The organism is Pigmentiphaga sp. NML080357 (assembly GCF_002188465.1).
GTDB lineage: Bacteria > Pseudomonadota > Gammaproteobacteria > Burkholderiales > Burkholderiaceae_B > Pigmentiphaga.
Genome location: NZ_NINW01000026.1, coordinates 117,345 through 141,687, shown reverse-complemented (window position 1 = coordinate 141,687; position 24,343 = coordinate 117,345). Strand labels below are relative to the sequence as shown.

Annotated in this window: 21 protein-coding genes; 13 read left to right on the top strand and 8 right to left on the bottom strand. The window is 66.6% G+C overall.

The genetic code is table 11. From position 1 onward, the window contains the following. Nucleotides 1–26: 26 nt before the first annotated feature. Both hflK and hflC read left to right on the top strand, forming a co-directional pair. Nucleotides 27–1,337 carry an FtsH protease activity modulator HflK gene (gene hflK, locus CDO44_RS10760; protein ID WP_369824607.1) on the top strand — a complete coding sequence of 437 codons (1,311 nt, stop codon included), beginning with the start codon at nucleotides 27–29 and terminating at the stop codon, nucleotides 1,335–1,337. A gap of 130 nt (nucleotides 1,338–1,467) precedes the next feature. Beyond that, nucleotides 1,468–2,340: a protease modulator HflC gene (gene hflC / locus CDO44_RS10755; RefSeq protein ID WP_087780230.1), complete on the top strand. Its 873-nt coding sequence runs from the start codon at nucleotides 1,468–1,470 to the stop codon at nucleotides 2,338–2,340. 178 nt (nucleotides 2,341–2,518) lie between these two features. Here hflC and CDO44_RS10750 read toward each other — a convergent pair whose 3' ends face one another. Together CDO44_RS10750 and CDO44_RS10745 are read right to left on the bottom strand one after the other, a co-directional pair. After that, nucleotides 2,519–3,535: a tripartite tricarboxylate transporter substrate binding protein gene (locus CDO44_RS10750; RefSeq protein ID WP_158213255.1), complete on the bottom strand. Its 1,017-nt coding sequence runs from the start codon at nucleotides 3,533–3,535 to the stop codon at nucleotides 2,519–2,521. A gap of 74 nt (nucleotides 3,536–3,609) precedes the next feature. Then, a complete protein-coding gene (locus tag CDO44_RS10745; protein WP_233146128.1) occupies nucleotides 3,610–5,145 on the bottom strand; it encodes a UbiD family decarboxylase in 1,536 nt (511 codons plus the stop codon). A 379-nt stretch (nucleotides 5,146–5,524) separates the two neighbouring features. Between CDO44_RS10745 and CDO44_RS10740 the strand changes: the two genes are divergently transcribed. The 3 genes from CDO44_RS10740 (at nucleotide 5,525) to CDO44_RS10730 (ending at nucleotide 8,732) form a co-directional block, all read left to right on the top strand. Then, nucleotides 5,525–6,718 carry an ATP phosphoribosyltransferase regulatory subunit gene (locus CDO44_RS10740; RefSeq protein WP_087780228.1) on the top strand — a complete coding sequence of 398 codons (1,194 nt, stop codon included), beginning with the start codon at nucleotides 5,525–5,527 and terminating at the stop codon, nucleotides 6,716–6,718. 40 nt (nucleotides 6,719–6,758) lie between these two features. Then, nucleotides 6,759–8,054 (top strand): adenylosuccinate synthase, encoded by a 1,296-nt coding sequence (locus tag CDO44_RS10735; protein WP_087780227.1) that lies wholly within the window; start codon nucleotides 6,759–6,761, stop codon nucleotides 8,052–8,054. Between the two features lie 141 nt (nucleotides 8,055–8,195). Beyond that, complete coding sequence (locus tag CDO44_RS10730; protein ID WP_087780226.1) at nucleotides 8,196–8,732, top strand: phosphoribosyltransferase; 537 nt, start codon at nucleotides 8,196–8,198, stop codon at nucleotides 8,730–8,732. Between the two features lie 167 nt (nucleotides 8,733–8,899). Here CDO44_RS10730 and CDO44_RS10725 read toward each other — a convergent pair whose 3' ends face one another. Genes CDO44_RS10725 through fdxA form a run of 3 tightly spaced genes read right to left on the bottom strand, consistent with a single transcriptional unit; the run spans nucleotide 8,900 to nucleotide 11,245 of the window. After that, nucleotides 8,900–10,096, bottom strand: coding sequence for an amidohydrolase family protein (locus CDO44_RS10725; RefSeq protein ID WP_087780225.1), 1,197 nt, complete (start codon nucleotides 10,094–10,096; stop codon nucleotides 8,900–8,902). 34 nt (nucleotides 10,097–10,130) lie between these two features. Further along, nucleotides 10,131–10,904, bottom strand: a complete 774-nt coding sequence (locus CDO44_RS10720; RefSeq protein ID WP_087780224.1) for a ferredoxin--NADP reductase — start codon at nucleotides 10,902–10,904, stop codon at nucleotides 10,131–10,133. 17 nt (nucleotides 10,905–10,921) lie between these two features. After that, complete coding sequence (gene fdxA, locus CDO44_RS10715) at nucleotides 10,922–11,245, bottom strand: ferredoxin FdxA (RefSeq protein ID WP_087780223.1); 324 nt, start codon at nucleotides 11,243–11,245, stop codon at nucleotides 10,922–10,924. A 258-nt stretch (nucleotides 11,246–11,503) separates the two neighbouring features. Between fdxA and CDO44_RS10710 the strand changes: the two genes are divergently transcribed. The 7 genes from CDO44_RS10710 to CDO44_RS10680 all read left to right on the top strand — a co-directional run bounded on the left by CDO44_RS10710 (nucleotide 11,504) and on the right by CDO44_RS10680 (nucleotide 18,852). Next, nucleotides 11,504–13,015, top strand: coding sequence for a 6-hydroxynicotinate reductase (locus tag CDO44_RS10710; RefSeq protein ID WP_233146134.1), 1,512 nt, complete (start codon nucleotides 11,504–11,506; stop codon nucleotides 13,013–13,015). A gap of 7 nt (nucleotides 13,016–13,022) precedes the next feature. After that, nucleotides 13,023–13,916 carry a UPF0280 family protein gene (locus CDO44_RS10705; RefSeq protein ID WP_087780222.1) on the top strand — a complete coding sequence of 298 codons (894 nt, stop codon included), beginning with the start codon at nucleotides 13,023–13,025 and terminating at the stop codon, nucleotides 13,914–13,916. Between the two features lie 100 nt (nucleotides 13,917–14,016). Then, complete coding sequence (locus tag CDO44_RS10700) at nucleotides 14,017–14,640, top strand: amino acid synthesis family protein (protein ID WP_087780221.1); 624 nt, start codon at nucleotides 14,017–14,019, stop codon at nucleotides 14,638–14,640. Between the two features lie 91 nt (nucleotides 14,641–14,731). Further along, nucleotides 14,732–15,316: an amino acid synthesis family protein gene (locus CDO44_RS10695; RefSeq protein ID WP_087780220.1), complete on the top strand. Its 585-nt coding sequence runs from the start codon at nucleotides 14,732–14,734 to the stop codon at nucleotides 15,314–15,316. Between the two features lie 79 nt (nucleotides 15,317–15,395). Further along, on the top strand, nucleotides 15,396–17,288 hold the full coding sequence (locus CDO44_RS10690) for an ABC transporter permease (RefSeq protein ID WP_087780219.1): 1,893 nt from the start codon (nucleotides 15,396–15,398) through the stop codon (nucleotides 17,286–17,288). Next, the gene (locus tag CDO44_RS10685) at nucleotides 17,285–18,061 is read left to right on the top strand and encodes an ABC transporter ATP-binding protein (protein WP_087780218.1); all 777 of its coding nucleotides are present in this window, start codon (nucleotides 17,285–17,287) and stop codon (nucleotides 18,059–18,061) included. Before CDO44_RS10690 ends, CDO44_RS10685 begins: the two co-directional genes overlap by 4 nt. Then, nucleotides 18,061–18,852 carry an ABC transporter ATP-binding protein gene (locus tag CDO44_RS10680; protein WP_369824605.1) on the top strand — a complete coding sequence of 264 codons (792 nt, stop codon included), beginning with the start codon at nucleotides 18,061–18,063 and terminating at the stop codon, nucleotides 18,850–18,852. The genes CDO44_RS10685 and CDO44_RS10680 overlap by 1 nt, the downstream gene beginning before the upstream one ends. 69 nt (nucleotides 18,853–18,921) lie before the next feature. Here CDO44_RS10680 and CDO44_RS10675 read toward each other — a convergent pair whose 3' ends face one another. Continuing rightward, entirely contained in the window at nucleotides 18,922–20,133 is a 1,212-nt protein-coding gene (locus CDO44_RS10675; protein ID WP_087780217.1) for an ABC transporter substrate-binding protein, read from the bottom strand. Nucleotides 20,134–20,244: 111 nt separating this feature from the next. After that, nucleotides 20,245–21,273 (bottom strand): aromatic ring-hydroxylating dioxygenase subunit alpha, encoded by a 1,029-nt coding sequence (locus tag CDO44_RS10670; protein WP_233146127.1) that lies wholly within the window; start codon nucleotides 21,271–21,273, stop codon nucleotides 20,245–20,247. A 317-nt stretch (nucleotides 21,274–21,590) separates the two neighbouring features. Here CDO44_RS10670 and CDO44_RS10665 point away from each other — a divergent pair, with 317 nt between their 5' ends. Continuing rightward, nucleotides 21,591–22,325 carry a TetR/AcrR family transcriptional regulator gene (locus CDO44_RS10665; RefSeq protein WP_087780215.1) on the top strand — a complete coding sequence of 245 codons (735 nt, stop codon included), beginning with the start codon at nucleotides 21,591–21,593 and terminating at the stop codon, nucleotides 22,323–22,325. Here the strand turns inward: CDO44_RS10665 and prpR are convergent. Then, nucleotides 22,288–24,273 (bottom strand): propionate catabolism operon regulatory protein PrpR, encoded by a 1,986-nt coding sequence (gene prpR, locus CDO44_RS10660; RefSeq protein ID WP_087780214.1) that lies wholly within the window; start codon nucleotides 24,271–24,273, stop codon nucleotides 22,288–22,290. The two genes, CDO44_RS10665 and prpR, sit on opposite strands and share 38 nt — an antisense overlap. Nucleotides 24,274–24,343 lie beyond the last annotated feature (70 nt).

Genomic DNA, 24,343 nt, shown 5'->3' with positions numbered 1-24,343 from the left:
TCCCGTCCGCTTCGCTTACTACAAAGATGCGTCTGCCTTCGATAACTCGAATATTCAATCTGAACGACTCCAACTGGGGCCGCGGAAGCGGCGGCGGCTCCGGCAACGAGCCTCCCCGGCGACCGCCCAACGACGGACGGGACAACAATAGCGGCGGACCTCCCGATCTCGACGAGCTGTGGCGCGACTTCAACCGCAAGCTGGGCGGATTGTTCGGCCGCAAGCCCTCCGGGCCTCCGGGCGGCGGCAACAACGGCGGCGGCCGTTTTTCGCCTTCTTCCCGCGGCACCGGCGTCGGCCTGCTGGTGGTGGTCGTGGTGGTGGCGCTGCTGTGGCTGGCGTCGGGCTTCTTCATCGTGCAGGAAGGCCAGGTCGCGGTCATCACGCAGTTCGGCAAATACAAGGAAACCACGCGCGCCGGCTTCCAATGGCGCCTGCCGTATCCCATCCAGAGCCACGAGATCGTCAATCTCTCGCAGTTGCGGACCATCGAGGTCGGCTTCCGCAATACCTCCCGCAGCAAAGTGCTGCAGGAATCCCTGATGCTGACGGACGACGAGAACATCGTCGACATGCAGTTCGTCGTCCAGTACCGCCTGAAGGAAACCGGCGCGCGCGACTACCTGTTCAACAACCGAGGTCCCGACGAAGCGGTCAAGCAGGCGGCCGAAACCGCGATGCGCGAGATCGTGGGCAAGAAGAAGATGGACTTCGTGCTGTACGAAGGCCGTACACAGGTCGCCTCGGAAGTGGCCACGCTGATGCAGCAGATCATGGATCTGTACGGCACCGGCGTGCTGATCAGCACCGTCGCGATCCAGAACGCGCAGCCGCCCGAACAGGTCCAGGCAGCCTTCGACGACGCGGTCAAGGCCGGCCAGGACCGGGAGCGCCAGATCAACGAAGGGCAGGCCTACGCCAACGACGTGGTGCCCCGCGCTGCGGGCGCGGCCTCGCGCCTGTTGCAGGAAGCGGAGGGCTATCGCCAGCGCATCGTCGAGAACGCCGAGGGCGATGCCGCCCGGTTCGCGCAGATCCTGGCCGAGTACCGCAAGGCGCCGCAGGTCACGCGCGACCGCCTCTATCTCGAGACCATGCAGCAGGTCTTCGCCAACACCTCCAAGGTGCTGGTGGATACGCGCAACGGCAGCAACCTGCTGTACCTGCCGCTCGACAAGCTGATGCAGCAGGTTTCCCAGGAAACCTCGACGGGGGCGCGCTCGTCGTCCACGGCGGCGGGAGCTGGCTCGAACGGGCTGCCGCAGCCGCTTACGGGGAGCGTGCTGCCCGAGGCCGGACGCGACGCCCTGCGTTCGCGCGACCGCAACGCTAGGTGATGCTTTCCCTGCGCGCTGACGCGCGCCCGCCAGGGCCGTGCCGGCGGACCGGTGGAACCGGATCCGCGGCGTCCTGGCCGGATGCGGTGCGGGGCGCGCAGTAACTGGATTATTGACAAGGAATACCACCATGGACCGTTTGATTCCGGCGGTGATTGGTCTGCTCGTTGGGTTGGCTGTGTTGTCTTCGTGCGTCTTCGTGGTCAACGAGCGCAACTATGCCGTCGTCTTCGCCCTGGGCGAGATCAAGGAGGTCATCGACGAACCGGGCCTGTACTTCAAGCTCCCGCCGCCGTTCCAGAACGTGCAGCAGTTCGACAAGCGCATCCTGACCATCGACTCGGCCGAAAGCGAGCGGGTGCAGACTTCCGAGAAGAAGAATCTTCTGATCGACTCTTTCGTGAAGTGGCGCATTTCGAATCCGCGCACCTACTACGTGACCTTCGGCGGCAACGAGCGCGCCGCCCAGGAACGGCTGCAGGCACTGATCCGCGATGCCCTGAACGCCTCGATCAACCGCCGCACCGTGAACGACGTCACGTCCAAGGAGCGCGACAAGATCATGCAGGAAATTCGCGCCAATACCGAAGCGGCGGCCAAGTTGCTGGGCGTGGAGATCGTCGACGTACGCCTGAAGCGGGTGGATTTCGTGCCCGAGATCTCGGAGTCGGTCTATCGCCGGATGGAGGCCGAGCGCAAGCGCGTGGCCAACGAACAGCGTTCCATCGGCGCCGCCGAGGGCGAGAAGATCCGCGCCGATGCGGACCGCCAGCGCGAGGTCATCCTGGCCGAAGCCTATCGCAAGGCGCAGCAGATGAAAGGCGAGGGCGACGCCAAGGCCTCGGCCATCTACGCCCAGGCCTTCGGCCAGGATCGCGAGTTCTACCGCTTCTACAAGAGCCTGGAAGCCTACCGCGCGTCGTTCGGCTCCAAGGCCGACATGCTGGTGATGGATCCGAGTTCGGAGTTCTTCCGGTTCATGAAGTCGGCTGAGGGGAAGTAGGCCCCCCCTACGCGCTTACGCGCGCCCCCCAGGGGGCGATGCGGGTGGACCGGCGGAGCCGGATCCACCGCATCCTGGGTCCAGGAAGCGTCTTTGAGGGTGTGGCGCTGGAGGTGTGGCTGCGCGAATGCAGCGCAGTGAAAAAAAGGCAGCTTGGCTGCCTTTTTTGTTGGGCGCGTTATTCGGGTTGGATGCCGGCGGCCATGACGACGGTGCGCCATTCGGGGATTTCGGTGCGGATGCGGTCGGCCATTTCCTTGGGGGTGCTGGGCAGCAGTTCCACGCCTATGTCGACGAATTTGTCGTGGGTGGCAGGCTGCTTGAGGATGCGCACGACTTCGCGGTTGAGTTTGGCGACGATGGGGGCGGGCAGGCCGGCTGGGCCGGAGAGGGCGAACCAGACGTTGGCGCTGAATCCGGGCAGGGTTTCGCTGACCGTGGGCAGGTCGGGCATGATTTCCGTGCGCTTTTCTCCGGTGGAGGCGAGCGCGGTGAGCTTGCCGGCGCGCACGTGCGGCAGGGAGGATGCGCCGCCTTCGAACATCATGTCGACCTGGCCGGCGATCAGGTCGGTGCTGGCATTGGAGCTCCCCTTGTAGGGCACGTGCAGGATGTCCACGCCGGCCTGTTTCTTGAACATCTCCGCCAGCAGGTGATGCGAGCTGCCGGTACCCAGCGAGGCATACGTGAACTTGCCGGGAGAGACTTTGGCGGCGGCGATGAGATCGGCCACGGTGCGCATGGGCAAGGCCTTGTTCACCACCAGGTAGGTCGGGGTGTCGAACAGCATCGAGATCGGCGTGAAATCCTTCAGCGGGTCGTACGGCAGCTGCTTGCGCAGCAGGGGGTTGAACACCATGGCGCTTTGCGTGGCGATGAGCAGGGTGTAGCCGTCGGGCGGCGACTTGGCCACGGTTTCTGCGGCGATGGTCTGGCTGGCGCCCGGCCGGTTCTCGACGATCACCGGCTGGCCGAAGGTGGAGGCCAGTTGCTGGGCGATGTAGCGCGCGAAGGTGTCGCCCAGCCCGCCGGCGGCATGGGGGGAAACGATCTTGATCGGCTTGCTGGGATAGTCGGCGGCGTCCTGGGCGGCGGCGGGCTGCCACGCGGCCAGGGCGGCCGCCAGGGTGACCACGAGCGCGGCGCGGCGGTGTCCATCCACGTTTTGGGCGTTCCTCGATAGCCTCTTCGTCATTGCCATGTCTCCTCTGGGAACAGCGGAGGCTCCGCCGTCCTCTTTCTTGGTGGGGAATGCGTGCGGGGGAACGATCAACGGAAGCGGTAGCGGCCTTCGTCGTCGCGGACGAGGGGCCGGACGGCCGCCATGTCTTCCAGCCAGCGGACGATCTCGCGGCCATCTCCGCTGCCGGTCGCCGCCATGAGTTCCTCGAAGTACTTGGGCCCGTCCTCGAGGGCGGCTTCGAGCGAATCGAACCGGCGTCCCTGGAAGCGGGGCGCCTCCGGGACGCGGTACTCCAGCGGGCGCGACTCGCCCGGGCCCAGCAAGGGCAGCGTCAGGTCGAAACCCGCCTTGGCGCCCTGGCGGCTGCCCTGCAGGGACGGATCCAGCGGCATGGCGCGCATGCCGGTCTGCACGACCAGGTCGCGGTCGGCCTGGAAGCGCGTGCCGAGCGCCCAGTCCATCTGGGTGTCAGAGAAGATATCGATGTCGGGATCGACCACGAATACGTGCTTGACGTTGGAAAGGGACCCGAACACGGCAGCGATGGCGTTGCGCGCCTCGCCCGGCACCCGCTGCTGCAGGGCGACCCGCACGTTGAACATGCCGCCGTTGGCCGGCGCCGCGAACACGCCCTTGACTTCGCGCACGGCGGTCTCCAGCGCGCGCCACACCATGACTTCGGTCCGCAGGGCATTCAATTGCGCGGTATCGGTCCAGGCCATGTTGGGGCCGCTGATGGTGGCGGTCTGGAAAATCGCGTCGCGGCGATGGGTGATGGCGGTGACGTGGAACAGCGGATTCTTCTTGACCACGCCGTAATAGCCAAGGAACTCGCCGTAAGGGCCTTCGGGCTCGACGTGGCCCGCCTCGTCCAGATAGCCCTCGATGATGAATTCCGCGTCCGCGGGCACCAGCAGGTCGTTGGTCAGGCACCTGACCACGGGCAGCGGGGCGGCGCGGAGGCTGGAGAGCAGGCCGAGCTCGTCGCCGGGAATGCGCATGGTGGCCGCGATGTGGTCGATGGGGTGCGACCCGACCGCGAAGGCGATGGGTACGCGTGCCCCCCTTCCGGACTGTTTCAGGTAGATCGCCCGCAGGTCCGAGGGGGCGACCAGGTCGATGCCGGCCACGCGGCGGCCGCGCAGCATGAGCCTGCGTACGCCGACGTTGGTCCAGCCCGTATCGGGATCCCTGACGAAATCGATGGAGGCGGAAATATAGGGGGCGCCGTCCAGGCCGTGCTGCAGATGCACGGGCAGCCGGGTCAGGTCGCAATCGCTTCCCTCGAGGACGACTTCCCGTACCGGCGCCTGCGCCGGCGGCACTTCGATGAACTCGGGCTTGTTGCGCAGCCGGCGGATGACTTCGGTAGGGAGCTCGGCGGCCGTCGTACCGAAGGCATGGGCGAGCCTTTCTCGGCTGCCAGCGACGTTGCCGCACAGCGGGGTGTCGCCGCCGCCGGGCCGTTCGATCAGCACGGCGCGCGGGCTGCGCTCCAGGATCGCGGCGACGTCGCCGAGGGCCGCTTCGGGCTGGCGCAGCAAGGCGTCCTCGTTCAGGGATTGCAGGAAGCGCTTCAGGCGGAAGGCGTCGAAGTCGGGCAGAGCGGAAGAGGGGGCCAAGGCGGTCTCCGGTTGGGTCCGGGAAAAGAGGGAGCGGGCCCGTTCCGCCGCGCCGGCGGCCGGTAGCCGTCCTTCCCATGCTGCCGCGATATTTAAATGCACCGCCTCGGCGCGCGTAAGCAAAACATTTGGATCACGTCATAGAAGAACGTGAACAATGCGTGGGCGTCGTGCCACGTAAACTTGATTTTGTAGGGATTCGAGTAGACAATAGCGTGTAAGCCAAGAGGTACGTCCGGTTTTCCCATTGCACCAGAATGGTGCATAAAGCGGGCTACCCAAGCTTGGAAGAAGCGGTTGAAGGGCTTGCACCGTGTGCATACCCGCAGCCGCTTTTTTTTCGTCCATCGTTTTTACTGAATCATTGCGAGATCCCCGCATGGGCAAATGGCTGTTGCCCGAGAGCCTGGCAGACATCCTGCCGGCCGAGGCCCGGCGCATCGAAGAGCTGCGCCGCTTGTTGCTGGACCTGTACCGCACCTACGGCTATGAGCTCGTCATGCCGCCGCTGGTGGAGTACCTCGACTCGCTGCTCTCGGCCAGCGGGGGAGACCTGGACCTGCACACCTTCAAGCTGGTCGACCAGATGTCCGGCCGGTCGCTGGGTATCCGCGCCGACATGACGCCGCAGGTCACACGCATCGACGCCCACCTGCTCAACCGGGCCGGCACTACCCGGCTGTGCTATTGCGGCAGCGTGCTGCACACCTTGCCCCGCGGGCTGTGGGCGACACGCGAGCCGCTGCAGATAGGCGCCGAGCTGTACGGCCATGCCGGTCCCGAGGCCGACATCGAGGCCGTCCAGCTTGCGCTCGAAAGCGTGCGGCGAGCCGGTGTGGCCGATTGCCGCATCGACCTGAGCCACCTTGGCGTGGTCCGCGCGCTGCTGGAGACCGATCCGGTCGCGGCCGCCCGCGCCGACGAGATCTTCGGCCTGCTGCGCGACAAGGACGTGCCCGGCCTCGCGGCCCTGGCATCCGGACTGGCGCCGGCCACCGCCCATGCGCTGCAGGTCCTGCCCACCCTGTATGGCGAACTGGACGTGCTGGAACGGGCCCGCGCGCAGCTGCCCGCTCTGCCGCGCATCCGGCAGGCGCTGGACATGCTGGCGGCGCTGGCCAAGGCGCTGCCCGACGTCGACATCGGCGTCGACCTGGCGGACGTGCGCAGCTTCCATTACCACACGGGCGTGGTGTTTGCCGTCTATTGCGGCGGCTGGCCGAACGCCGTGGTGCGCGGCGGCCGCTACGACGACATCGGCCGGGTCTTCGGCCGGGCCCGTCCGGCCACCGGTTTCAGTCTCGATCTGCGCGAACTGGCGGGGCTGCTCGCACCCGCCATGCCCAGTCCCGCGGTGCGCGCGCCCTGGGGGCTGGAACCCGATCTGGTCGAGGCCGTGCGGGCCCTGCGCGCGGCCGGGCAGATCGTCGTCCAGATCCTGCCGGGACACGAGCACGATCAGCAGGAATTCGTCTGCGATCGCGAGCTGGTGCTGCGCGACGGCGTCTGGCAGGTCGAATCGCTGACCGGGGCCCCTGTGGCCGCCCGGCCATCCTCATCCACCGCAATCTGACGCCCGTCGCGGGCGGACTTAGTAGAGAAGCAGAAGCAACATGGCTAATAACGTCGTGGTTATCGGCACCCAGTGGGGTGACGAAGGCAAAGGCAAGATCGTCGACTGGCTGGCCGAATCGGCCCAGGGCGTAGTGCGTTTCCAGGGCGGCCACAATGCCGGCCACACCCTCTGGATCGCCGGCAAGAAGACCATCCTGCGCCTGATTCCGTCGGGCATCATGCACCCGGGCATGATCTGCTACATCGGCAACGGCGTGGTGCTGTCGCCGGAAGCGCTGCTGCGGGAGATCGAAGAGCTCGAGGCCGCCGGCGTCGAGGTGCGCGCGCGGCTGCGCGTCTCGGAAGCCTGCCCGCTGATCCTGCCCTATCACGTCGCGGTCGACCAGGCGCGCGAGGCCCGCAAGGGCGCCGGCAAGATCGGCACGACCGGGCGCGGCATCGGCCCCGCCTACGAGGACAAGGTCGCCCGGCGCGCCATCCGCGTGCAGGATCTCTACGATCCGGCGGCGTTCGACGCCAAGCTGGAGGAAGCGCTCGATTACCACAATTTCGTGCTGACCAACTACCTGGGCGCACAGGCCGTGGACGCGGCCCAGGTGCGCGACCAGGCCATGGCCCTGGCGCCGGTGCTCAAGCCCATGGTGGCGGATGTCGCCAACGCGCTCTACGAAGCTTCGGCCGCCGGCCAGAAGCTGCTGTTCGAGGGTGCCCAGGGCGCCCTGCTGGACGTCGATCACGGCACCTATCCGTACGTCACCAGCAGCAACTGCGTGGCGGGCGCGGCCTCGGCCGGCGCCGGCGTGGGGCCGCAGAAGCTCGAGTACGTGCTGGGCATCACCAAGGCCTACGCCACCCGCGTGGGATCCGGCCCGTTCCCGACCGAGCTGGCCGACGACATCGGCGCCCACTTGGCCTCGGTCGGCAAGGAGTTCGGTTCGGTCACCGGCCGGCCGCGCCGCTGCGGCTGGTTCGACGGCGCCGCGCTCAAGCGCTCGATCCGGCTCAACGGCATCTCCGGCCTTTGCATCACGAAACTGGACGTGCTGGACGGCCTGGAAACCATCAAGCTGGGCGTGGGCTACCGGGTCAACGGCGAGTTCCGCGACGTGCTGCCCTACGGCGCGGCGGCGGTGGCCAGCAGCGAGCCGGTGCTGGAGGAAATGCCGGGCTGGAGCGAATCCACCGTGGGCGTGACCGAATACGATAAACTCCCGGTCAACGCCCGCCGCTACCTCGAGCGGATGTCCGAAGTGTGCGGCGTGCCCATCGACCTGGTCTCCACCGGTCCGGACCGCACCGAAACGATCGTGCTGCGGCATCCGTTCAAGGCTTGATCCAGGCTTAACCCGAGCGCCCCGGTAGAACCCGGGGCTTTTTTGCCGCCGGGCCGCCCCAAGGCTAAAAGCGCCCCCTGGGGGGGCAGCGACAGCCTGAAGGGCTTAGCGTGGGGGCATTTTTTGCAATACGCATACGCCATGCAGCAAGACACCGACAAAGACCTCTGGATCAGCTGGGAACGCTACCACCAACTCATCGAGCAACTGGCCCTGCAGGTCCACCAGTCGGGCTGGAAATTCGACCAGATCGTCTGCCTGGCGCGCGGCGGCATGCGCGTGGGCGACGTGCTATCGCGGATCTACGACGTGCCGCTCGGCATCCTCGCCACCAGCAGCTACCGCGAGGCCGCGGGCACGGAGCAGGGGCGCCTGGACATCGCGCAATTCATCACGATCACGCGCGGGACGCTGGAAGGCAAGGTGCTGCTGGTCGACGACATGGTCGATACCGGCGTCACCTTCGACAAGGTGCACCAGCACTTGCTGAACCAGTTCTCCTCGATCACCGAGATGCGCACGGCGGTGCTGTGGTTCAAGGGGCACTCGAAGGTGGTGCCCGACTACTACGTGCAGAAGCTGCCGACGAATCCGTGGATTCACCAGCCCTTCGAGGACTACGACAGCATCCGGCCGTATCAGCTCGAGGCCTGGGTCAGGAAGGGAAAGAGCGACTGATAGAGAGCCCCCCTACGCGCTGACGCGCGCCTGGACCGGCGGCCCCCAGGCGCTGCGCGGCAGCCTCCCGAGGGGGGCGGACCCGCTTGGGGGCGGCTCGGTGCCGAATCCCGGGGGCGATGCGAACGCTACGACGGCAATCGACTGACTGACGCTATTGCGTGAAGTCAGTGACCGGTCACGACCGTTGGTACTTCCGTGGCCGGCGGGGTGTTTCGGCTGCGGCCGCAGCGGACGATACCGTCGATCATGACCATGCCGATGCCGGGAATGTCGCCGGCCCGTACGCTTTCCAGCAGGGTGCGGCCGGCGGTGTGCTGGGCTTTGTCCATGAAGACGAAGTCGGCCGCGCGGCCGGGTTCGATGAGGCCGCAATCGAGGTTGCGGATGCGGGCGGTATTGCCGGTGGCGAAGCAGAACACCAGTTCCGCGGGAAGGTTGCCCAGGCTGGAGAGCAGGGCGATCAGGCGCAACATGCCCAGCGGCTGGACCCCCGACCCGGCGGGGCTGTCGGTGCCGAGGATGACGCGATGGGGGCACTTGAGCTGCAGCGCTGCCTGCGCAGCGGCGATGGCGATTTTCTCGTTGCCGTTGTGGACGATTTCGATGGCCCGGGAGGAGCGTTCGCACAGCTCGCAGACATGGCTTTCGGGCAAGGAGGTATGGCCGCCGTTGATGTGGCCGATCACGTCGGCGTCGGCCTCCAGCACCACGTCCTTGTCGATCAGTCCCGATCCGGGAATGGAAGGGCCGCCCGTGTGGATAGTGCTCTGGATGCCGTATTTGCGGGCCCAGGCCACCATCCGGCCGGCCTCGGCCCCGGCCTTGACCGAACCGAGGCCGATTTCTCCCAGCAGCTTGACCCCGGCATCGGCGAGATCCTTGAAGTCCTGTTCCACCATGCCTTGTTCGATCACCGGCGCGCCGGCCAGCACCTTCACGCCGCCGGGGCGGAAGTTGTCGAAGGCGCGCTGCGCGGTGATCGCCAGGGCCTTGAGGCCGACGATGTCCTTGGGCCGGCCCGGCAGGTGAACCTCGCCGGCCGATATCATGGTCGTGACGCCGCCGTGCATGGTGGAATCGATCCAGCCGAGCTGTCCCTGGCGCGGCGTCCAGTCGCCGAAGACAGGATGGACGTGGCTGTCGATCAGGCCCGGGGCCACACAGGTGCGGCGGGCGTCCACCAGCAGGTCCGGCTGCCCGGTGTCGCAGTCCGCCTCCTTGCCGACGGCCTCGATCATGCCATCGCGCGCGACGATGGTATCGGCCTCGAGGATGGGCCGGTCGATGTCGCCGGAGAGCAGCAGGCCGATGTTCCTGATGACGACCTTGCCGGACTTCGCGGTGCTTGCGGCTTCTGCCATGTCTCTGCCTCTGTCTGGGGTGGGAAAGGTTGCGCTACTGCTCGGCAAACGCGCGTTCGATGACGAAGTCGCCCGGCGTCGAGGTATTGCCCTCGTTGAAACCGCGCTTCTCCAGCATCGACTTCAGGTCCCGCAGCATGGAAGGGCTGCCGCAGAGCATGATGCGGTCGTGCATGGGGTCGAGCGGCGGCGTCTGCAGGTCGGCGAACAGCTTGCCGCTCTCGATCAGCTCCGTGATGCGTCCCATGTTGCGGTAGGACTCGCGGGTGACGGTGGGGTAGTAGCGCAGCTTGCTGCTGACCAGCTCGCCCAGGAACTCGTGATTGGGCAGGTGTTCGACCAGGAGGTCGTGATAGGCCAGTTCGTCCACCTGCCTGACGCCGTGCACGAGGATGATCTGTTCGAATTTCTCGTATGACTCGGGGTCGCGCACGATGCTCATGAAGGGGGCGAGCCCCGTGCCCGTGGACAGCAGATAAAGGCGGCGGCCGGGAAGTAGGTAGTCGGTGAGCAGCGTGCCGGTGGGCTTGCGGCCGACGAGGATGGCGTCGCCGACCTGGATGTGCTGCAGGCGCGAGGTGAGGGGGCCGTCGGGCACCTTGATGCTAAGGAATTCAAGGTGCTCCTCGTAGTTGGCGCTGACGATGCTGTAGGCGCGCAGCAGCGGCTTGCCGTCCACCTTCAGTCCTATCATCGTGAAGTGGCCGTTGCTGAACCGCAGGGACTGGTCGCGGGTAGTCTTGAAGGTGAAGAGGCGGTCGGTCCAGTGGTGGACGGAGAGGACGGTTTCCTCGTGGAATGCGGCCATGATCGACTCCAGGGCGTTTAGCGTTCGAGATAGGCTAGCTTGCCGGTCTTGTCCTTCCAGTCCTCGGCATCGGGCAGCGGACCGGCGCGCCGGGTGATGCTCTTCCATTGGCTTGCCAGTTCTGCATTGATGCCGGCGAATATCTTCTGGTCCTCGGGCAGGTCTTCTTCTGCATAAATCGCGCCCACGGGGCATTCGGGAATGCAGACCGCGCAGTCGATGCATTCGTCGGGGTCGATGACCAGGAAATTGCTGCCTTCCCGGAAGCAGTCGACCGGACAGACGTCGACACAATCGGTGTACCTGCACCGGATGCATGCATCGCTCACCACATGCGTCATCCAGATCTCCTTTTCGCCCCGGAAAGGGGCAGGGAAAAACACATTGCGAAGCCCAACCAATTGCGCTAGATTGTGCTCAATGTAGTGTTTACAACATTCAATGTAGTGAATACTACATAGAAAATATTTGGCACGGCAAGGCCTGTGTCGCATCTGAAGGGTTTGAGCAAAATGTCCGAACCGATCGATACCGCAAGCCCCTCGCAAGGCAGCCAGGACGTGGTGGTCCTCGAGCGCGCCAAGCCGCGCAACGAGCGCATGAGCTCGAGCAAGATCGAGTGCAATGCCTGTCCGGTCCTGTGCCAGATAACAGAAGGGCGCTCGGGTGCTTGCGACCGCTACGCCAACGTGGACGGCAACCTGGTGCGGGTCGATCCCGTGGTGCTGCTGCGCCGCAAGCTGGACGAGGACGCCGCAGCGCTGGTGCCTTTCGCGCCCGCCGGCGAAGACGGCGGCTCGCCCCAGCCCACCGATTGGGACGGCGACCTGCTCCGGGCGAACGAGGTCTTCGTGACGGGCATCGGGTCTTCCACCACGTATCCCGACTACAAGCCCGCGCCCTTCATCGTTTCCTCGCAGGTCGACGGCGTTGACATGGTCACCGTGGTGACCGAAGGCATCTTCAGCTACTGCAGCCTGAAGGTGAAGATCGACACCGACCGCTACCTGGGGCCCGAGCAGGCGAACGTGCGCTGCAAGGGAGAGGTCGTCGGCCATGTGACGACTATCGAATACGGATCGCAGATGTTGTCGCTGGGAGGCGTCCACCACCTCACGGGCGGCAGCAAGAAGGAAGGGCGCGTCACGCTCGACGTGATGCAGACACTGGGCAACAAGCAGGCGGTCGAGCTCGAGATCGAGGGTGGGGCACGCATCACTGTACAGGCGGGCCGCCCGCCGGTGGTGAACGGGGTCGAGGAGCAGCGCATGCGCGTGGGCTGCGGATCGGCCACCATCGGCATCTTTGCCAAGCAGTTGTACGGCAAGGTCGACGAGGTGGTCGTGGTGGATGATCACATCACCGGCGTGCTGACCGAGCACCAGGCGGGACGCTGCCTGGCGACGCGTGACTCCGGCATCCGCATCAAGGGGCGCAAGTCCACGCCCGGCCGCTATTTCCAGGTGGCCAATCCCGGCACCGGGTGGGGCGGCACCGATATCAGCGATCCGCTGTCCATCATCGAGGGCTGGGACGAAAAGGTGGCCTGGCCCGGACTGCGGCTGCTGATGACCTCGACCACGGGCGAGCACGCCGCATGGTATGTGCTGGACGAAGCCCTGGTGCCGCGCGAGGCGCCGATGCCCCCCGAAGTGGCGGCGGTGGTGGCGCGCATCGGCGAGAACTGCGAACCGTCCCTGGCCTCGGTCATGTTCCTGGCCGGGGCGGGCGGCAGCTTGCGCGCGGGCGTGACGGAGAATCCCGTGCTGCTGACCCGGTCGATCAAGAAGCTCCTGGTGAACGTGACGATGGGCGGCGCGCCGGCCTACGTCTGGCCGGGTGGCGGGATCACCGTCATGGCCGACGTGCTACGCATGCCAGACCATAGTTTCGGCACGGTGCCCACGCCCGCCATCGTCGCCCCCATCGAGTTCAGCATGCGACTGGACGATTACCGGGCGCTGGGCGGCCACATGGATTATGTCCGCCCGCTGGACGAGGTCCTGCGCGCCGGGGCGTGGCATCACGATGGCGCTCCTACGGGGCGGCGCTGGGAAAAAGGGGGGGAACTCAACCCCTGGCCGCTCGGCCGGCCTCCCATGCTGGGCTGAGGACGCGATGCAAGCCCAGCGCGCGCGCCTGCCGGATGACCGCTGGCATTTCTGCCATGGTCCCATCGACCTGATCCTGCGCGCCGATGGCGCCCGGGACGCGGTGGAGCAGGCGCACGCCGCGGCCTGGGCGCGCTTCGGCGGTCTGTTGGCGGAGCTGGTGGCGGAACTGCCCGAACTGCGCCGCCTGGTCGGCCGGCGCTGCGCGGTGCGCGGCCCGGTGGCACGCCGGATGTGGCACGCCTGTGCGCCCCTGTCGCGCCATGCGCTCACGGCCATGGCGGCCGTGGCCGGCGCGGTGGCCGATGAAATCGTCATGGCCTACCGGCGCCCGGGCATCGCGCGGGCATGGGTGAACAACGGCGGGGACATCGCCCTGCACCTGACGCCGGGTTCCCGTACGCGCATCGGCCTGTGCAGCGATCCAGCCCGTCGATGGGCGCCGCGCGCCGCCGCGCTGGACGGCGGGATGGAGATCGACGCCGCCGCGCCGGTCCGGGGCGTGGCGACCAGCGGTTGGCGCGGGCGCAGTTTCTCGTTGGGCATCGCCGACAGCGTGACCGTGCTGGCGGCCGATGCCGCGGCGGCCGACGCGGCGGCCACCGTGATCGCCAATGCGGTGGACACCTTCCATCCGGCCATCGTGCGGCGGCCGGCCTGCGAAATCAAGGACGATTCCGACCTGGGCGAGAGGCTGGTCACCGTGGATGTGCCTGCACTCCCGGCGGCGGCGGTGCGCGCAGCCTTGGACGCCGGGGTCGCAAGGGCGCAGGAACTGGAGAGGCAAGGCCTGATTGCGGGCGCTGCGCTGGTGTGCCAGGGGCAGGCGAGGTTCGCCGGGCGGACGCTTTGCCGATTGCGCGAACCGGGCATGAAGGAGGTTGGTTCGGTACTTGCTTGATTCGCACCGTGGCGCCACGCCGGCGCCCGGGATGTGCGTCATCCGCGCCGGGCGTCCGCGATCGAGGCTGCGCCGGCGATTCATTCATCCAGAGGCAGGCATGATAGAAATCCGACGAGTCTTTACCCAGGTCGAAGATATCTTCCACGAATTCGGCCCCGCCCCGGCCCGGCCCTTGAGGCGGGGGGCCATCGGCGCGGTGCTGACGAATCCGTATGCCGGCCGCTACGTTGAGGACATCCTGCCCGCCATGCAGGCGCTCGAGCCGGTAGGCATCGACATGGCCCGCCAGTTGCTGGCTGCCATGGACGTGCCGGCCGACAGCATCCAGGGTTACGGCAAGGGAGCCGTGGTGGGCGAGGCGGGCGAGCTCGAGCACGGCGCCCTGTGGCATGTGCCGGGCGGTTATGCCATGCGCGAGCTGCTGGGCTGGAAAGGCGACCGCAAGGCGGATGCGCAGACGGGCCAGCACGGCAACGCGCTGGCCATCGTACCGTCCGCCAAGAAGGTGGGAGCGCCGGGCACCGCGCTGGACGTGCCGCTGATCCACATCAACGCGGCCTATGTGCGCAGCCATTTCGATGCCATGGAAGTTCGCGTGCCAGGCGCGCCGCACGCCGGGGAACTGGTGGTCGTCCTGGTGATGAGCACCGGCCCGCGGGTCCATGCGCGTGTGGGCGGCCTGACTGCTGCGGAAATATCCAAGTGGGACGGACAGAGGTAGCCCCTTCCCCGGGGTTGCGGGGACCGTGTCTTGTATCGGGGTGGGGGGCGCGTAGCGCCATGGAAAACAGGGTAATCAAGGAGCATCGAAAATGTCGGCCAAGATCCGGAAATTGATCGTGCAGGTGGACGAGACCCGCGTCGAGATGGGGCAGGCGCTGGCCACGCCCACGCGCAAGGCGGTGGCGATGGCAGTCATCGAGAATCCGTACGCCGGCCGCTATGCGGAGAACCTCGACGAGCTGGTCGCCATCGGCGAGGAACTGGGTGGATTGCTGGGGGGCAAGTGCGTGCAGGCGCTGGGCATCGCGCCCGCCCAGGCCCACAGCTACGGCAAGGCGGCCATCGTCGGCTCGGCGGGCGAGCTCGAGCACGCCGCGGCCATCCTGCATCCGCGGCTGGGCGCGCCGCTGCGCACCGCGGTCGGACAGGGGGCGGCACTGGTTCCGTCGGCCAAGAAGATCGGTGGACTGGGGGCGGCGATAGACGTGCCCCTGGGGCACAAGGACGCAGCCTACGTGCGCAGCCATTTCGACGCCATCGAGGCGCGCGTGGCCGATGCGCCGCGCGCCGGCGAGATCGTGGTGGCGGTGGCGGTAACCGACAGCGGACGGCCCCTGCCTCGGGTGGGCGGGCTGCAGGCGTCGGAGATCCAGGGCAAGGATGGCCTGCGCTAGGCGAGCGGCCCAGGCGGCGGTGCGGCATGTCGCGCGCACCGCCTGTTCAACCCAGCCTTCCGTGTAGAAGGGGCCTTGCATGAATTTTTCGGGATTCTTCATCCAGGCGCTCAACGGCCTGGCCAATGCGTCATCGCTATTCCTGGTGGCCGCCGGACTATCGCTCATTTTCGGCGTGACGCGCATCGTCAACTTCGCCCATGGTTCGTTCTACATGGTGGGCATCTATGTAGCCTATTCCCTGGTCGAGCACCTCGGCGGGGGCCTGGGATTCTGGCCCGCGCTGGTGCTGGCGGCGCTGGCGGTAGGCCTCCTCGGCGGCCTGGTCGAGATCGTCCTGCTGCGCCGCGTGTACCGCGCACCGGAGCTGTTCCAGTTGCTCGCCACCTTCGCGCTGGTCCTGGTGATACGCGATCTCGTCCTCTGGTACTGGGGGCCGGAAGAACTGCTCGGGCCGCGCGCGCCAGGGCTGGAAGGGGCAGTGGAAATCCTGGGCAGCCAGTTTCCCGCCTATGACCTCTTCCTGATTGCGATCGGACCGGTCGTGCTGGCGGCCATGTGGCTGCTGCTCACTCGCACGCGCTGGGGCACGCTGGTGCGGGCGGCGACCCAGGACCGGGAGATGGTCGGGGCGCTGGGCGTCAACCAGGCCTGGCTCTTCACGGCCGTATTCGCGCTCGGCGCATTGCTGGCCGGCCTGGGCGGGGCGCTGCAACTGCCGCGCGAGCCAGCCAATCTGGAAATGGACATGCACACGATCGGAGCGGCCTTCGTGGTGGTCGTGGTGGGCGGAATGGGATCGATACCCGGCGCCTACGTGGCAGCGCTGCTGATTGCCGAGATCAAGGCGCTCTGCATCTGGATGGGCGTCGTGCACCTGTTCGGCATGGACGTCAATTTCTCCAAGCTGACGCTGGTGGTCGAGTTCCTGGTGATGGCCGTCGTGCTCGTCCTGCGTCCCTGGGGCCTGTTCGGGCGGCCCCAGGGAGCCAGCCGCAACGCGGCGGCCATCGAGGCACCGCTGCGCCTGGCCGGCCCCTGGGTCCGGCGCGGCGCGCTGGTTTTCCTGGCCGCGTTGTGCGTGCTTCCCTTGTCGATCGATGCCTCGTCGTATACGACAGTTCTGTTGATCGATCTGATGGTCGCGGCGCTGTTCGCGGTCAGCCTGCATTTCATCATGGGGCCCGGAGGCATGCATTCGTTCGGCCATGCCGCGTATTTCGGACTTGGCGCCTACGGCGCGGCCTTGCTGGTCCGGACCCTGGGCGCGCCCATGGAGGTGGCGCTGGTCATAGGGCCGCTGGCCGCGGTGGCCGGCGCCTTCGTGTTCGGCTGGTTCAGCGTCCGCCTGTCGGGCGTCTACCTGGCCATGCTGACGCTGGCCTTCGCCCAGATCGTCTGGGCCGTCTGCTTCCAGTGGGACGAGCTGACCGGCGGCAGCAACGGACTGACCGGCGTCTGGCCGGCCGAGTGGCTGCAGGACAAGCGGGCCTATTACTACCTGACGCTGGCGTTCGTGGTGGCCGGCATCCTGCTGCTGCGGCGGGCGCTCTTCGCACCGTTCGGCTATGCGCTGCGGGCAGGACGCGATTCGCCGCTGCGTGCCGACGCCATCGGCATCGACGTCAAGCGCATGCAATGGGTGGCGTTCGTGGTGGCCGGGCTGTTCGCCGGCGTGGCCGGGGCGCTCTTCGTCTTCTCGAAAGGCAGCATTTCTCCGGAGACCCTGAACGTGGTGAAGTCCATCGACGGGCTGGTCATGGTCCTGCTGGGAGGCTTGCAGACGCTGGCGGGTCCCATCGTCGGCGCGGTGACTTTCACCTGGCTGCAGGATACCGTCGCACGCAACACCGACTACTGGCGTGCGATGCTGGGCTTCATCATCCTGGTGCTCGTGCTGCTCTTTCCGCAAGGGATCGCCGGCTTCGCCAGACAACTGGCGCAGCGCCGTACACAAGAGGTGGCGAAATGAGCTTGTTGAAAGTTTCGGGGCTAGGCAAGTCGTTCGGCGGCGTCAAGGCGGTCGACGGCATCGACTTCGAGATCGCGGCGGGCGAGCTGCTGGCGTTGATCGGACCCAATGGCGCCGGCAAATCGACCACCTTCAACATGGTCAACGGGCAGTTGCGCGCCAATGCCGGCTCGATCCGGTTCGACGGCCATGAGCTCGTCGGCCTGCGGCCGAGGCAGATCTGGAGGCTGGGCGTCGGCCGCACTTTCCAGATCGCCGAGACGTTCGCCTCGCTGACCGTGGTGGAGAACGTACAGATGGCGCTGTTGTCGGCAGATCGCAAACTGTTCTCGATGTGGCGCCGGGCGGGTGACTACCGGCGTGCCGATGCGCTGGCACTGCTGGAACAAGTCGGCATGGCGGGCCAGGCCGACCGGCCGTGCAGCGTGCTGGCCTATGGCGATGTCAAGCGGGTCGAGCTGGCCATCGCCATGGCCAACCAGCCCAAGCTGTTGCTGATGGACGAGCCCACCGCCGGCATGGCGCCGGGCGAACGCAACGAGCTGATGGCGCTGACCAAGCGCCTGGTGGTCGAACGCGGCATGGCCGTGCTGTTCACCGAGCACAGCATGGACGTGGTGTTCGCCCATTCCGACCGGGTCATCGTGCTGGCCCGCGGCCGGCTGATCGCGGAAGGGACGCCGCTCCAGATCCGCGACCATCCCAAGGTGCAGGAGGTGTACTTCGGCACAGGCAAGACATTCGAGAAAGCCGCCAAGAAGGAGGCCGCCTGATGGCTCTGTATGCCGTTCCCACGCAAACTCCCTTGCAGGTGCCCATGCCCATGTCCGAAACGACGATCGAACCGCTGCTGGAAGTCAGCGGCCTGGCCGCCTGGTATGGCGCCGCGCAGATACTGTTCGGCGTCGAGCTCGACGTCCGCCGGGGCGAGGTCGTGGCCTTGATGGGCCGCAACGGTGCCGGCAAGTCCACCACGCTGAAGGCCATCATGGGCATGATCGCCAAGCGCAAAGGCCGGATATCCTTCATGGGCAAGGATTTGTCCAGGGCGGCGCCGCACGAGGCGGCCGCCGCCGGCCTGGGCTACGTTCCCGAGGACCGCCGCATCTTCACGGACCTCACCGTCATGGAGAACCTGGAGGTCGGGCGCCAGCCGTCGCGTGCCTGGCCCTCTGGAGGACTGGCGCCGGTCTGGACGCCCGAGCGCCTGTTCGATCTTTTTCCCAACCTGGGCGAGATGCCCGATCGGCCGGGCGGCCGCATGAGCGGAGGCGAGCAGCAGATGCTCGCCGTGGCGCGGACGCTGATGGGTAATCCCTACCTGGTGTTGCTGGACGAGCCGTCCGAAGGCGTCGCTCCTGTCATCGTCGAGCAAATGGCCCACATGATCCTGGAGCTGAAGGAGCAAGGCGTGAGCATCCTGCTGTCAGAGCAGAACATGCATTTCGCCGAACTGGTCTCGGATCGCGCCTATGTGCTGGAACGCGGCGAGATCCGATACGAAGGCAGCATGGAGGCCCTGGCGGCGAACGAGGATGTGCGCCGGGCGTACTTGAGCGTATAGCGCCTGGCGCGGGACGGAAGTCCGCCGGGCGGATGCGCCGGCGGACCGGGGAAGGGCCGGAAAGCGGGGTCAGCCGTCCGTGCCCGGGCGCAGCTTGCGCACGACCTCGTCAGGCGGCATGACGGTGGACCCGTCCACATAGCGGCCGGTCTTCATGTAGCCCTTGCCGTCCTTGACCGCGGTGCGGCCGATGTAGATGCCGAACGTCGACTGGTTGTCCAGGGTGCGGAAGGAGGTACGGCCTTGCGGCGTATCGAACTCCAGGCCCTTGAATGCCTGGATGAGTTTTTCGGTGTCGGTCGAGCCAGCCTTGGTGACGCCGGCCGCGATGGCCTTCATGGTGGCATAGGCGATGACCGAGTTCATTCTCGGATAGTCGTTGTATTTCTTGCGATAGGCGTCGATGAACTGCTTGTGCTCCGGCGTATCGATGAGCTGGTAGGGATAGCCGGTGACCAGCCAGTTGTCGGGCGAATCGCGCTTGAGCGGATCGAGGTATTCCGGTTCGCCGGTCAGCAGGCTGACCACCTCGCGATTCTTGAACAGGCCCCGTGTCTGGCCTTCGCGCGCGAACTTGGTCAGATCGGGTCCGAACAGCACGTTGAAGATGGCATCCGGCTTGGACTGCTCCAGCGCCTGCACCACCGCGCCGGCGTCGATCTTGCCGAAGGGCGGGGCCTGCTCGGCGACGAACTCGACGTCCGGCTGGGCCTGCTTGAGCACCTCCTTGAAGGTCTTGGCGGCATACTGGCCGTACTCGTAGTTGGGGTAGACGATGGCCCAGCGCTTCTTGTTCATCTTGGCGGCTTCCTGGACCAGCGCCGCGGTCATCGAATAGGTGCCATAGCGCAGGCGGTAGGTATAGCGGTTGCCGTTCTCCCAGACCACCCTGTCGGTGAAGGGGCCCGAGGCCAGGAAGAAGACCTTGCGCTGCTTGGCGAAATCGGCGATGGCCAGGCCCACGTGCGAGAGCGTGACGCCGGCCAGGATGTCGACCTTCTCGCGCGAGAGCAGCTCTTCGGCCATGCGCACGGCATCGCCGGTGTTGCCGTTGTCGTCGCGGAAAACGGTTTCCACTTTCTTGCCGAGCAGGCCGCCCGCGGCGTTTATCTCGTCCTGGGCCAGCTCCCAGCCCTTTTTGTAGGGCACCATGTTGGCGGGCAAGAGCTTGTAGCTGTTGATCTCGCCGATGCGGATGACGTCGTCCGCGGCGAACGCCGGACCGCAGGCTGCCGACAGCACGACGGCGGCAAGCGCGCCGATCCCGAAAATCCGATTCATGTAATGCTCCTCAGTGGGTCGAGAGTGGAGGCTGCAAGGAGGCCGCGAGCCGCCGGAACCACGCCCCTCGGGCCGTTGCTGGGCCCATGGGCGGAGCCCGGCGTCCCGGCCCTAGGAGAGAGCGTGTTCCGCCTGGATCATTTCGTCGACCATCTTGCGCATCTTCACGGACGAGACGTCGATGGCGAGCTTGACAGGCCGCCAGTCGCGCACGCGGTCCTCATTGCGCTGTATGGCTTCGAGCACGGCCTTGTCCTCGTCGAAGGCGGTACGCAAGCCGGCCAGCAGGCGGGCGTCGATCTCGGGATCGGACGGAACGTTCTTCAGGCACAGCCAATGCTGCACGCACGTGCGCTCGTCCACCGGCGTGATGAAGTGGCAGGCATACATCTGGATGCAGTCGTCCCGGTTGCCTTCGGGAGCGCCGGTGCCGGTCTTGGCGGAGCCGAAATCGATGACGGCGATGCTGGGCGCGTAGTAGTGGTAGTAGTGCCACCTGTCGACGTTGCCGCCGAAATCCTTCAGGCCCTGGAAGACCGGGATGAGCGGCGAATCGAGCACCCAGCGCCAGGTCACGACCTTGTCGCGCTGGCGTTCGTTCATGACGGGCACGGCTTCGTGGTGGCTGTTCGACAAAGTCGACCGATGCACGTAGCCGACGTGGGACGGATCGCAGAGATTGTCCGCGAGGTTCAGATAATTCGCCTTGACCAGCAGCGCGTCGCCCTCGACGAGGCTGAAGGCCGGATCGTGGTACTGGGGCAGATCGAACACCTTGGTGGCGGCGGCGCGCTCCGGGTCGCCCATCCATATCCACACCATGCCCATGCTCTCGGCCGTAGGGAAGCTGCGCACCTGGATGTTGGCCGGCGCATGGGCCATGCCCGGCACCTTGGTGCAGCGGCCGGCACAGTCGAAAGTCAGGCCATGGTAGCCGCATTCCACTTCGTCGCCGACCAGGCGGCCGATGGAAAGCGGGGCAAGCTTGTGGGGACAGGCGTCTTCCAGCGCGACGACCTCGCCGCCCTCGGTGCGGTACAGGACGACGTCTTCCTCGATGACCGTGCGGCGCGCGAGCGCCCGGCCGATGTCGCGCGACCACGCGATGGGATACCAGGTATTGCGTGCATATCGACCCACTTCTTCACTCCTGTTCGCTGGGCCGGGCCAAGCCCGGATGGAAGAACGTTCGGCGTGGCGCCGGATGGCCATGCCATGGTGGCAGGCAAATTCCGGGCCATATGCGCATTTCGAAAAGAAGATACTCCACTTATGGAGGATTTTCTACATTAAACTGGGAGGGGAAAATACCGATGCACGAAACCTGTGCGCAGGCATGCCTTGCGCGACCCGCCGATGTGCCGGCCGCACTGCAAGAGGGCTCACGTGGCCGCGGTTGCGCGGTCGGTGCGCAGCGCTTCGTGCAGCCTATGCACTAGAATTTCAAGGTCCAAAGCATGAAAGAGAGCACCGCAGTGGAGCAGCAGATCGAGCAGGAAGCGCCCGAGCGGCCGGCCAGGAAGCGGTCCGCCGCCAAGACCGGCACGGCCGGGGCGCCCACCCGCCCGACCAAGGGGCGGCGCAGCCCCGAGGAGCTGCAGGCGCGCATCCTGGCGGCCGCCATTGCCGAATTCGCCGAGCACAGCTATTCGGGCGCGCGCATCGACAAGATCAGCAAGCGGGCCAAGACCGTGGACCGCATGCTCTACTACTACTTCGGCAGCAAGGAGCGGCTCTACCAGGCGGTGCTCGAGCACCTGTACGCCGAGATGGTCGAGGAGCAGCGCAGCTTCGTCCAGACCGAAAGCGATCCCGTGGAGGGCATGAAGCAACTCATCGCCCACTCCTGGCATCACTACAACCGGAATCCGGACCTGGTGCGCCTGCTCATGACCGAGAACCTGCTGCGCGCCAAGTACGTGAAGAAATCGGCCAAGATCAAGCGCGTCTCGATGCCTTTGGTCGAAACGATCCGCAGTCTTCTAGAAAGCGGGCAGCAGAAACAGGTGTTCCGCAAGGACGTCGATGCCGAGACGGTACTGATGACGGTCATGGCACTGGGCTTTTTCTACGTCTCGAACCACCATACCTGCTCACGCTGGCTGGGCGTGGACCTGATGGAGAGCCAGCGCCGCGACGCCTGGCTGGCGCACATTACCGGCGTCGTGCTGGGCGATCTGAAGCCTCGCTGAAAGGCCAGGAGCGGGTCTCGCCCGGGGCCGCCTCGCGCTCGAGCTCGGCCAGCCAGCGCCAGAGGGTGGAACGGCTCACGCCGAGCCGGCGCGCCGCCTCGGCCCGCCGTCCGCCGGCCTGGGCCAGTGCGCGGCGCACGCGTTCGGCCATGGGCATCCCGTCTTCCTCCGGCGGCGCATCGCCGGCGAAAAGCTCCGGGCAATCGTGCCGCAACGCATCGGCCGGTACGTCCTCGGGGCGTTCGTATTGCGCCAGCGCCACGGCCATTCTTTCGGCCAGGTTCTCCAGCTCGCGAACGTTGCCGGGCCAGTCGTAGGCCTGCAGCCTGGCCATCCAGGGCGCCAGCGCCGCGGCAGGGTCGAGCCTCGCCCCGAGGCGAGCCAGGCACCGCGCGACCATGGGCGTGACCAGGGTGGGAATGTCCTCGCGACGCCCGCGTAGCGGCGGCAAGGCCAGCCGCAAGATATTGAGCCGGTAATAGAGGTCCTGGCGGAAGCGTTGCTGGGCGATCATCCGCTCGAGCGGCTGGTGGGTGGCGGCGATGACCCGTATATCGATGGGGATGGGGGCCGTGGCGCCCAGCCGGGTGATTTCCCGTTCCTGCAGCACCCGCAGCAGGCGCGTCTGCAGGGGCAGGGGCATGTCGCCGATCTCGTCGAGGAACAGCGTGCCGGTATGTGCCGCCTCGAACAGGCCGCGCTTGCCGCCGCGCCGGGCACCGGTGAACGCGCCTTCCTCGTAGCCGAAGAGTTCGCTTTCCAGCAAGGATTCGGGAAACGAGGCGCAATTGACCGCGACGAAGGGCCGCTGCGCGCGCCGGCTTTCGTTGTGGATGGCCTGCGCGAACAACTCCTTGCCGACGCCGCTCTCGCCCGTGATGAGCACGCCCAGCTCGGTGCAGGCGTAGCGGCGCGCGCTGGCAATGGCCGCGCGCATCGCCGCCCCGGACCCGGCCAGGCTGGAGAACGTATGACGAGCGGTGTGCTGCTGGCGCCGCTGCAGCATGCGCAGGCTGGTGTCGGCCGCCTGGATGGCGCCCGCGTCGTGCAAGGTAAGCGCAGCGCCGACGATGTCGCCATGTTCGCGTATCGGCGTGCGATCGACCACCCAGTCGCGTTGCCCGAAGCGCAGCGCGATGGCCCGTTCCTGGCGACCGCTATCCAGCGTGGCGCGCAAGGACAGCGCCGGCTCCAGCGCTCCCAGTGGTTGGCCGCGCAGCGGCAGCTCCGGTTTGCCGAGCAATTGCTGCATCGGCGGATTGATGGCGATGATGCGGTCTTCGCGGTCGACGGCGACGACCGCTTCCTGCAGGTTGTGCAGCACGCTGTGCAATTGCTCGTAGCGGCCCGCCTCGAGCCGCGCGACGCGGGCCAGGTCCAGCGCGTCGTCGAATCCCTTGCGGATACTGGCCAGCGAATAGGCAAGCAGGCCCTTGAGACCGGCTTGCTCGGCCAGTTCCACCACCAGGCTCGAACCCACGATCACTTCGAATCCTTCGCGGCGCAGCGTCTCGAAGCGATGCCGGGCATCGTCGGGCGTCAGGTAGGCATGCTGGCTGATGCCGATGTTGAGCAAGTCCTTGACGGCGTCGAGTTCGGGAATCGTCTGGCCATACATCACCACGCCGACCCGGTCGGCGATGCGGCGTGCCTTGATCAGGACCTGCAGCAGGTCGAAGCCGCCCAGGTGGATGGTGGCCACGGGCGCCTGCAGGCCCGCCCGGAGGATGGCGGCGTTCGACCCCGCGCTGACGAAGGCATCCACCATGCCGCGCTCGATCCGGTCCTCGGCCAGGGCGAGGGCGTCGCCGAACGTGGCATCGACGACTTCGATTTGCGCCCGGGCGGCGTATTCGGACACCACGGGCATGGCCAGCTCGCGGATATGCCGATAGCTGGCGAAACACAGACGCGGCAAGTCGGCGGCGGGAGGAGGAAAGGGGGGCATGGGATCGTCTCGATGAAACGCCTGTGTCGTTTCACGATTGTCCCATGAAACGTCCGGACAAAGTCGGTCC